Here is a 9,787-nt window from a genome sequence, read left to right on the forward strand (position 1 = left end):
AGCAATTGGTGCCGTAGACTTCTTAACGGGACTATGTAGTTATAACTAATGGAATCAGGAGGATAAGTTAATATCAGAGCCTCAGTACCCATTGAGATATAGTGTCTTACCAGATGATATAAAAAATATTTATATCGCGTCTGAACATATCCCATGAATGGAATGAACTGGCTGTATAAAATGATGCTCCCAATTTTTCAGCGGGATCGTGTTGTCAGCCCTACTCAAAATGCTCAATCCTCCGCTTAATCACCGGGACATCACCGGTGTCGTTAAGCGCGCCGGGGAATGCCTTAAACCACTGGAGCATCTTCGGCCTTTCGATGCTGGTGACGCTAAGCCCTTCGTCACAGCCCGACAACTCGAGGGTGTTCTTAGTGGTGATAATACAGGAGCAGAACCGCCTGCGGCAGGCGCAACTTATCAGCGAAATCGGCGGCAAGGCGATGGACGTTATCCGTACCCAGGGGCGAAATTGCAGGGCTGAAAGCGCAGACCGACCCCGGCGCGCTGTCGTATGCCCGGCAGCAGTTGGAAAGGGAAGAGAAAGGCAAACCAGTCAGCGATGCAGCAGTGATGAAGCAGACGTATGACAATCCCTGCGTCATTAAGGCACCGGCAGCGACCTGCAGAAGGTGGCGCTGACGGCACTGGTGCGAGAGCCAGAAGCAGACGGTAAGCGCGCTGAGCCAGATGGCGGCAGGGCTGGCGGGTGGGATCGCATCGGATTCGACGCTGGGAGGCGGGACCGGGGCGGGGGCCGGGAAGAATGCGGTTGAGAATAATGCGCTGGGTGCTTTGGTTCAGGGCGGAAAGCTTGCCGCACAAGGCTGTTCTAAGGTTGCAGCCTGCCGGAATGCGCTGGTTGAGAAAGGACTGGGGGCGTTGCTGGGCATTGGTGCAGCAAATACCGTGCTGGACAAACTCTCTGCTTCAGAGCAGGAATATGTTTTTAACGTTGCAATGACGGGTAAAGCTGACCTGATAGAGAAGTTAACGCCAGAGCAGCGTGAAGCCTACGATTATATGGTGGGCCAGGATCAGAAAGGGTTAATCACCATCTTCCCACAACCAGACAGGGATCTGACGGGCGGTAAGCTGGTTAATCCGGCGCAGGATCAGAGCAAAGGAACCACGCTCACAACACCGGATCAGTCAGGGCAACAGGGTGTGAGCAATACCGGTAATGTAGACGGTGCCCCGGATACTGGCGGAAACATTTTAGTTAATCCAGGGGCAGATCCATTCACTAAAAAAGATGTGGTGTATCTGTCAGAAAACTCTAACAGTAAGATTGACGGCGTTATTAATGAAACCTTATCGGGTAAGAAAAATTTCACTAGCTCGATAACTCTAACTTCTGATGAAGCATTAGCCGCTGGATTGAAGTTTTTGGGAGCGGGATATAAAGAGATCGGCAAGCCAGGATCAGGTGTTTATCATAGTGCAGATGGAACAAAAGAATTTAGGATAGACTCAGGTTCAATTGGCGGTGCCCATGCACCAGGTGTTCCACATGTTCATTTTGGTGTAAAAAATCCTGAGACTGGCAAATACATCTCGAACAATCACGTTCCTTATGAGGATTAAGGGAGCAAAATGATTTTGAAAAAGGGAATAGTTATTAACGGTGAGTATGCAGGATGGGAAATCCAAATCGTTGATGATACCCATGGTGACACTGGAGGCTTCTATCTAATTTTACGTAGTGAAGAAGCCCAAGTTTTTGATTATTGGTTTGAGAATAAAGAATTCCTTAACAACCAGTTAACTGATTTTACTGTTAAGTGGAACTCCTAAAAGAGTCCCGGTCATTGTGCCGGGATTTTTTTCGCCTGTCATCTGCCGCGCCGTTGTCACGGTTGTACACGGTTTTTCTCCTCAACTGCGGGACAGGGTATGTTTTGTTGAACCGCCACGTTGTGGCCGTCCTCCAAAACGCGTGTCGCTATCGGTCAGGGCGCAGGCCCGACACCCGTTAAAACAAAAATCCCGGCGCACTGGCCGGGATCGCTGCATCAGTAAATGTCACTCCGCTCCTGCAAGGCAGATAATCAGTCTGCCTTGCTCAACGGTAACAATAACCGGTTGCCCATACTCAAATCCCGCCTCCTGTAACCAGTTACCCTTAAGGTTAAGCACCGGGCTGCGGCTGTAATAGCGGCTCGCGCCAGTGTGCCGGTCAGTGTGATTAATGCTGACGTAACCGACCTTTAACTGTCGCTGTGCTTTAGAAATGCGCCCGCCTGGCTTATGATGTGGGCCAGCCATATCAACTCTCCTACAGTTGGTTGTGGTCAGCGGTTAGGGCAGGTTGCCGCCTGCTTTAACCGCGCTCAGTAATCTGTTTAGCCTGATACTTCAATATCATTCCGTCCAGTAACGCCTTGATAATCCGGCGCTCTTCCTCCGGCATCCCGCTTACCGCTTCGAACTGTAAAGCCAGATCGTCAGACGGGCCGCGTTCGTGGTCGTCAAACACCAGACTGTCCAGCGACACCCGCAACACCTTAGCAAGCCGGACAAGTGCATCCAGTGTGGGCTGTGCCGATCCGGCTTCATAGCGTCGGATCTGGTTAACGTGAATGGAAGCCAGATCAGCCAGCGTCTGCTGGGTCAGATCAGCCGCTTTACGCAATTGTATCAGTCGTGCGGGAAAGTTCATGGGTAAGAGCCATAAAGTGGATATGCCCATACTGTAAACGCCCCCTCTGATAGTGTCTGACTTATAAACACTATAAGGTATCTAATAAAAGCATCAAAGGGGTGTTGACAGATTTTTAGTGGAGCAGAGCATGGCAAGGATAACTCCGGCAGAGCTTGAGCAGCTTAAGCGTGATGTGCCACTGGTTGCCGTGGCACAGTCGCAGGGCCACCGGCTGGCAAAACGGGGAAAGGATGTGGTGCTGTGCTGCCCGTTCCATCCTGATAAAACGCCGTCCTGCGTTATCACGCCTGCCAAAAACCTGTTCCACTGCTTCGGCTGCGGCGCTGCGGGTTCCGTGCTGGACTGGGTGCAGAAAACCGAGCGGCTCACCTATCCGCAAACCCTCATCCGTCTGCGGGATCTGGCCGGATCGTTCACGGTGCCGCAAGCCTCTTCTTTAGCCGCCGCAGTGCCTGAACCACCGCGCCAGAACCTGACCGATCTAGATGACGACGGGCAGGCGCTGCTGCACCAGGTGGTGGACTTCTATCACCAGAACCTGCTGGCCAGTCCGGAGGGCCAGGAATGGCTGGCGCTGCGCGGGCTGTCTCATCCTGAACTCGTTACGCACTTCCGGCTGGGGCTGGCCGGGCCGCATGGCGTGGCAGGCGTGTTGCCATCGCCACACCTGAAAGAAGGTAAAGCCATGCGCCAGCGGTTAACTGCGCTCGGCGTGGTGCGTGAATCAAACCGGCAGGACCACTTCCGGGGCTGCCTGGTGGTGCCGGTGGTTGGCTGGTCTGAAAGCCATGATGTGGCGGCGCGTGGCCAGGTGTTGCAGTTGTACGGGCGCAGAACGCTGGCAGATCACAAAATCAAGCTCACCAGCCCGAAGCACCTGTATCTGCCGTCGCCGCTGACCGGTGTCTGGAACGAGCAGGCGCTGGCCACGTCCGCCGATATCATCCTGTGTGAAGCGCTTATCGATGCCATGACGTTCTGGTGCGCCGGTTATCGCAACGTCATTGCCGCGTTCGGCGTGAACGGCTTCACGGCATCACACCTGGCGGCGTTGCAGTATCACGGCGTGAAACGGGTGTTGATCGCGTTCGACAGGGACGCAGCCGGAGACAGCGGCGCGGCGCAGGTGGCACAAGCGCTGCACGGTGCCGGGATCGAGGCCTGGCGGGTGCGCTTCCCGCAGGATCTGGATGCGAACAGCTATGCCCTGAAAAGCGGCAACGCCGAAAAGGCGCTGGGCCTGGCGCTGGAGCAGGCCGTGAGGATGGAGCCTGTCACGCAGCCGGTGCCGGAGACTGACGAAAGCGTCCCTTCTTTAGCCGCCCGACTGGCTCCGCAGCCTGCGCCGTTGCCCGTGACTGTGGCACCGGCTGCGGCCGCACCGGTTACCTGTGAGGTAACGCCTGCCGGAGAACTGCTGTTGCGCAGTGGCCCCAGGGTGTGGCGGGTGCGCGGCTGGCAAAAAAACATGCTGGCTGAGGTGATGAAGGTCAACGTCCAGGTGCTGGACGAGAGCACCGGCGCGTTCCACGTCGACAGCTTCGATATGTACCACGCAAAGCAGAGGCAGGCGTATGTGAGCACAGCGGCGAATGAGCTTGCGTGTGATGTGGCGGTGATAAAGCGCGAGTGTGGCCGGGTGTTGCTGGCACTTGAACAGAAGCAGGACGAGCAGCGCCAGGCAACGGAGACGGAGCACACTGGGGCCGCGGTCCCAGTGTCCGGGAAGGATGAGCAGGCCGCGCTGGCGTTGCTCAAATCCCCGGACCTGGCCGAACGTATCGTCAGTGACCTGGCAGCCTGCGGCGTGGTCGGTGAAAGCAGCAATCTGCTGACCGGGTATCTGGCGGCCACGTCAAGAAAGCTGGATAAACCGCTGGCCGTTCTGATACAGAGCAGCAGCGCGGCGGGTAAGTCGTCGCTGATGGATGCGGTGCTGGGGCTGATACCGGAGGAAGACCGGGTGCAGTACAGCGCCATGACCGGACAGAGCCTGTACTACCTGGGCGAAACCTCGCTACAGCACAAAATCCTCGCCATCGCAGAGGAAGAAGGTGTGCGCCAGGCGGCGTATGCGCTCAAGCTGTTACAGAGCGACGGGGAACTGAAAATCGCCTCAACCGGCAAGGATGAGGCCAGTGGCGAGCTGGTCACGCGGGAGTACAAAGTACAGGGGCCGGTGATGCTGATGCTGACCACCACGGCCAGCGACGTGGATGAAGAGCTGCTGAACCGCTGCCTGGTGCTGACGGTGAACGAGAGCCGCGAGCAGACGCAGGCCATCCATGCGCAGCAGCGCCGGGCGCAGACGCTGGAAGGGCTGCTGGCGTCGAGTGAAAAGCAGTACCTGACCACGTTACACCAGAACGCGCAGCGGCTGCTGCGGCCGCTGAAGGTGGTGAATCCGTTCGCGGAGCAGCTGACCTTCCTGAGCGACAAAACGCGCACCCGGCGCGACCACATGAAATACCTGACGTTAATCCAGGCGGTAACGCTGCTGCACCAGTACCAGCGCGAGGTGAAGAAAACCACGCATCGTGGCCAGACTATCGAGTATATCGAGGTCCAGAAAAGCGACATCGCCCTGGCAAACCGGCTGGCGCATGAAGTGCTGGGTCGTACGCTGGACGAAATGCCGCCGCAGAGCCGTAAGCTGCTGTTACTGGTGCGTGACATGGTGCAGGCGCTGGCGCAGCAGCAGGGTTGCCTGGCGTCTGAGGTGCGCTTCACGCGTAGGGATATCCGGGCGTACACCAACTGGAGTGATAACCAGCTTAAGGTGCACTGTCTGCGGCTCACCGAACTGGAATACCTGCTGACGCACGGCGGGAGCCGGGGCCACCTGCTGCGTTATGAACTGCTGTGGGACGGCGGCAGCGGCGAGGAAAACCACCTGTGCGGGCTGCTGAACGTGGAGGATAACGAAGGCGGCGAGCGCAAGTTGGGTTAAGGCTGGCGCAAGTTGCCCTCAAGTTGGGGCCATGTTGGGGCTGAGTTGGGATAGTGAAAATCCCGCTCAGGTCAGACAGTACAGGGCTTGCAGCGTGAAGTGGTTGCAGTAAGCCAGAACGCAGTAATAAGGGAAAAAATAAAACAACACCGCCGCCTTTGTCCTCATTAACCTATCTCAGCCGCCTGTGGCAGGCAGCATCACTCAGACAATGGAGTGTCACCATGACTTACCGCAGACCGCCCTCAAACCGCAGACCCCGTAAGGATGCACTGCTTACCGTCGATGACATCTACCGCCAGCCCGTGGGACCCGCCTCAGACCCGAAAAGCCTGTATGCGCTGCTGCTGCGGTTCGTGACGTGGCGGCGCGAGCGTAACTGGTCTGAAACCACGCTGAAAACACAGACGCATCACAGCTACCGCTTCCTCTGCTGGGCGAACGAGCGGGGCATCAGTTACGCCGCCGAGGTCACGCGCCCGTTGCTGGAGCGCTACCAGCGCTGGCTGTATCAGTACCGTAAGGGCAACGGTGAAGCGTTGACCAGCCGCACTCAGCGAACGGCGGTACAGCCGTTGCAGGTGTGGTTCCGCTGGATGACACAGCAGCACCTGTTGCTGGCGAACCCGGCGGCAGACCTGGAGCTACCGAGACTGGAGAAGCGCCTGCCACGCACGATACTCACCGTGGAGCAGGTGGAAGACGTGCTGAGCCAGTGTGACCTGGCCACGGCGCAGGGCATCCGTGACCGGGCGTTGCTGGAACTGTTGTGGTCAACGGGCATACGGCGCGGCGAGGTGGAAAGACTGGACGTGTGCAGCGTGGACGCAGGCAGGAAGATACTGACCATCATCCAGGGTAAGGGAAAGCAGGACAGAATAGTGCCGGTGGGTGAGCGTGCGCTGTGGTGGGTGAACCGCTGGCTGTATCACGTGCGCCCGGAGGTGCTGGTCAACCCGGACTGTAAGGCGCTGTTCCTGGCAATGGATGGCCTGGCGGGGCTGACGGTGGCAGGCATCACGCGGGTGGCGGTGCAGTACCTGAGAGCGTGCGGTATCGACAGAGGAAGCTGCCACCTGTTCCGCCACGCAATGGCGACACAGATGCTGGAGAACGGCGCAGACCTGCGCTGGATACAGGCGATGCTGGGGCATCGCAGCGTGGAAAGCACGCAAATCTACACGCATGTGAGCATCCGGGCGTTACAGGCGGTACATGCCAGTACCCACCCGGCAGAGCAGCGGGAGGCAGCAGAGCCGGACGGGACAGACGCGCCAGCGGACAGCCCGCAGGGTTAGCGGGTGGCGTCTGTCAGCCCGTAAGGAAGGTGGAACGGCAGAGCGCGCCTTCCCTGGCGCGATCTGCCTGCTGTCACACCGTGCCACGCGGGGTAAATGACCGCGCAGCGGCGCGGCCACAAAGGAATATGTTCATCCAGTGCGGCCGCTGCCCGGTCATTCACCATAATGCGGGAGATTAGCCGCACTCTCGCGGCCGTCCGGGCCGCTCCTTCCAGGCCATGTCACGCGCTCGTATGCGTCTAATCTGCATTATGGCTTGCGCCCCGCGTCAGGCAGCGGGTGCAGGCCGCCATCCCTGGCGGCACCGGCCATAATGCGCAAACTCAGCAAACGGCCAGGTGTTGTCGGCCTTACGGCCTCCGCTTAAAGGGCGTTATGCCCGCCCGGCTGCGTCTGGCTGCGGCGGCTCATGCCGCGCCAGGGACCGCGCGTCACTCGTTCCCGCCTCGCCAGCTTCCGCTCCCGCCCTGGTCCGCGTTGTCATGCAAAAGCAAACCCCGGTCAGCCAGCAGTGGAACAGAGCGCCGTTCCGGCGCTTACGGGCCTCGCCAGCCCGTACCCGGCAGGCCCTTCACCGGGCCGCAGACAAGCTGCGTCCCGGCTCAGCGCCCGGAGTAAACCCGACTGAAACTAAAGGAAATACTAATGGCAGGCCTGTTGCTGGCTGCCAAGATGCGGCTGTGCAGATCGGGCGATCACGGCTTGGCGGTAGCGTGTCCGGGCTGAAAAAGCGCGTCGGGGCAAAAAGTTAGTGGCGCAGAAACACCTCAGCAAAACTCACTTCTAACCTACGGAAAGCACAGGGAAAAAACGGTTGCGGTGAGGGATGGCGCGCCGGACGAAGTTGTTGTTGAGAATAACTTTTTGGGTGATAAGGACGTCACGACCTTCACCGAAAAGTATGCGAATGCGAAGACTGAGGCCGAGAGAGAACAGCTTCTGTCTGACCTGAAAAAGTTGGATACAGAGAAGCAGAAACAAGCCCTTGCTACTGCAATTCCTGTTAACGAGCAGAAAGCAGAGCTGGAAAGCTGAAAGTACTGCAAGCGTCGCCGGGCTGTAACACGCAATGCCAGCAGCTGGTTGCTTATTCGATCTCCGAGCTTGAACCGGTGGCGAATAATACAGAATTACAAAAAAACAACCTGAGCAAAGCGGTTCTCGCGTCGGTAATTGTGGCGTTTACGTTAGATAAACCATCATCAGGAAAAGCTTCTCAGGGAACAGCGGCTACGGGTAAGACTGGTTCGTCGGCTATTGATAGTATTGTTAAGGGGAATACACCACATGTAGTTACAAAACCCATAAATATTGCAACTGACTTTACTAAAACACCCCAATCTATTTGGGGGCGTTCCGCTGATGATATAGTTAAGGATTTCCAGGCGGCTGGTTATCAAGTTAATATTCGGCAATCAACCAGAGGCTCAGGGCAAGCTGTTATCATTGAAGTTAAAGGACATCCGGAAATCAGTCAAATTCAGTATCATCCGGGTGGCGGGCGTCACGGTGGTAGTTATTACAAAGTCTCAACCACTACGCAGGGAACAATGAAAGTTGTAGATCCTAGTACATATAAGCCTACTCAAGGAGAGAAGGCTACTATTATTAGTAAATCTAGAGAGTAGATATATGGAAAGAATTGAATGGATTACACGGGCTTTTGCACAATCTAGCACAGTGCAGGAAAGCTTATTTCCTGATTTTGTAAATGTGGCTGATGAGCTTGCAGTAGAATGGGAGCTTGCGCTCGAAGATATTAACGAAGATCTATTAAGTAATGAGCAGAGATTATCCATCAAGGCGCTGGACGATTATATGCTATCAATTAGTGGGCCAGACAATATTCAGTTCTGGAATAACGATGCACTTTACAATAGTTCCGAGTGGAATTATATGAGGGTATTGGCAGGGAATATTTTGACTGCCATGGGATGGGATGATAAACCACCCTCTAAGAGCAGCGCTATTTATATCAATAATGGGTAATTATACAAATCCCGGCCATTCAGGCCGGGACCGTGCGCTGATGGAGCTGTTGTGGTCAACGGGGATCCGGCGCGGCGAGGTGGTGAACCTTGAGCTGTACAGCGTGGACGCCTCAAGAAAAACGGTCACCATTGTGCAGGGCAAGGGAAAACAGGATCGGGTAATCCCGGTGGGCGCGCGCGCCTTATGGTGGCTGAACTACTGGCAGCAGGAGGTACGACCGCAGCTACTGGTCAACCCGCACTGTAAGGCACTGTTCCTTGCACTGGACGGCATGGAAGGGTTGCAGGCGAACGGCATCACCAATATGGTTGGCACCTATATCAGGGCGTCGGGCATCAGCAAATGGGGAAGCTGCCATCTGTTCCGGCACGCGATGGCGACGCAGATGCTGGAGAACGGGGCGGACCTGCGCTGGATACAGGCGATGCTGGGCCATCGCAGCGTCGAATCGACGCAAATCTACACGCAGGTATCCATAAGAGCGCTGGCGGCGGTGCATGCCAGTACGCACCCGGCGGAGCAGCAGGAGCCGGACAGTGAAGAGGTCGGGTTGCTGGCCGACCTGACGGCGGAAGATGACACGCCGGGCGCTGATGAGTTGCCGGACAACGTGGATCCGCCCGGCCAGCCCTCGCGCCGGTGGAGAGGCCGTAAAAGTTAGCCGGCTCTCTGTAAGTCCGCAGGGGTTCGTGCAGGCAGCAGGCGCGCGTCCCTGCGCACCTCCTGCCCCCCACCTTCAGTGTGCGCGGGGGTAAATTTCAAATTTACCATTATTTGTTGATTGTATCGGAAAATCCTTGTTGAAAGTTTATTCGATATTTTCTTCGGTAGAGGATGCCTATATAGGTATCAACTTGGTTTTTGAAAGTGGTTTGA

Annotated in this window: 7 protein-coding genes and 3 pseudogenes; 8 read left to right on the top strand and 2 right to left on the bottom strand. The window is 56.6% G+C overall.

Annotation, left to right across the window (positions count from 1 at the left end; genetic code table 11):
* Positions 1 to 389: 389 nt before the first annotated feature.
* A pseudogene (locus MHZ97_RS21760) lies at positions 390 to 1,590 on the top strand (VENN motif pre-toxin domain-containing protein); the annotation flags it as partial.
* Positions 1,591 to 1,599: 9 nt separating this feature from the next.
* A complete protein-coding gene (locus MHZ97_RS21765) occupies positions 1,600 to 1,800 on the top strand; it encodes a hypothetical protein (protein WP_239315657.1) in 201 nt (66 codons plus the stop codon).
* A 228-nt stretch (positions 1,801 to 2,028) separates the two neighbouring features.
* Here MHZ97_RS21765 and MHZ97_RS21770 read toward each other — a convergent pair whose 3' ends face one another.
* Positions 2,029 to 2,271 carry a SymE family type I addiction module toxin gene (locus MHZ97_RS21770; protein ID WP_239315656.1) on the bottom strand — a complete coding sequence of 81 codons (243 nt, stop codon included), beginning with the start codon at positions 2,269 to 2,271 and terminating at the stop codon, positions 2,029 to 2,031.
* Positions 2,272 to 2,326: 55 nt separating this feature from the next.
* Complete coding sequence (locus MHZ97_RS21775; RefSeq protein ID WP_239315655.1) at positions 2,327 to 2,665, bottom strand: helix-turn-helix domain-containing protein; 339 nt, start codon at positions 2,663 to 2,665, stop codon at positions 2,327 to 2,329.
* 130 nt (positions 2,666 to 2,795) lie between these two features.
* On the opposite strand from MHZ97_RS21775, the pseudogene MHZ97_RS21780 reads away from it, so the two are divergent.
* The 6 genes and pseudogenes from MHZ97_RS21780 to MHZ97_RS21805 all read left to right on the top strand — a co-directional run.
* Positions 2,796 to 5,789, top strand: a pseudogene (locus MHZ97_RS21780) (CHC2 zinc finger domain-containing protein).
* A gap of 53 nt (positions 5,790 to 5,842) precedes the next feature.
* Positions 5,843 to 6,916: a site-specific tyrosine recombinase XerC gene (xerC, locus tag MHZ97_RS21785; protein ID WP_239315654.1), complete on the top strand. Its 1,074-nt coding sequence runs from the start codon at positions 5,843 to 5,845 to the stop codon at positions 6,914 to 6,916.
* Between the two features lie 822 nt (positions 6,917 to 7,738).
* Positions 7,739 to 7,954, top strand: coding sequence for a hypothetical protein (locus MHZ97_RS21790; RefSeq protein ID WP_239315653.1), 216 nt, complete (start codon positions 7,739 to 7,741; stop codon positions 7,952 to 7,954).
* A gap of 77 nt (positions 7,955 to 8,031) precedes the next feature.
* Entirely contained in the window at positions 8,032 to 8,547 is a 516-nt protein-coding gene (locus MHZ97_RS21795) for a hypothetical protein (protein ID WP_239315652.1), read from the top strand.
* Positions 8,548 to 8,551: 4 nt separating this feature from the next.
* Entirely contained in the window at positions 8,552 to 8,908 is a 357-nt protein-coding gene (locus MHZ97_RS21800; RefSeq protein ID WP_239315651.1) for a hypothetical protein, read from the top strand.
* A gap of 7 nt (positions 8,909 to 8,915) precedes the next feature.
* A pseudogene (locus tag MHZ97_RS21805) lies at positions 8,916 to 9,572 on the top strand (tyrosine-type recombinase/integrase); the annotation flags it as partial.
* Between the last annotated feature and the right edge of the window lie 215 nt (positions 9,573 to 9,787).

The sequence above is a fragment of the Pantoea sp. ACRSC genome, from assembly GCF_022346785.1.
Classification (GTDB): Bacteria; Pseudomonadota; Gammaproteobacteria; order Enterobacterales; family Enterobacteriaceae; genus Pantoea; species Pantoea alvi.

What these genes read in the sequence shown, in the direction of transcription:
- MHZ97_RS21775 (WP_239315655.1), bottom strand. Translation starts at nt 2,665, where the DNA reads ATGAACTTTCCCGCACGACTGATACAATTGCGTAAAGCGGCTGATCTG.
- MHZ97_RS21800 (WP_239315651.1), top strand. Translation starts at nt 8,552, where the DNA reads ATGGAAAGAATTGAATGGATTACACGGGCTTTTGCACAATCTAGCACA.
- xerC (WP_239315654.1), top strand. Translation starts at nt 5,843, where the DNA reads ATGACTTACCGCAGACCGCCCTCAAACCGCAGACCCCGTAAGGATGCA.
- MHZ97_RS21770 (WP_239315656.1), bottom strand. Translation starts at nt 2,271, where the DNA reads ATGGCTGGCCCACATCATAAGCCAGGCGGGCGCATTTCTAAAGCACAG.
- MHZ97_RS21765 (WP_239315657.1), top strand. Translation starts at nt 1,600, where the DNA reads ATGATTTTGAAAAAGGGAATAGTTATTAACGGTGAGTATGCAGGATGG.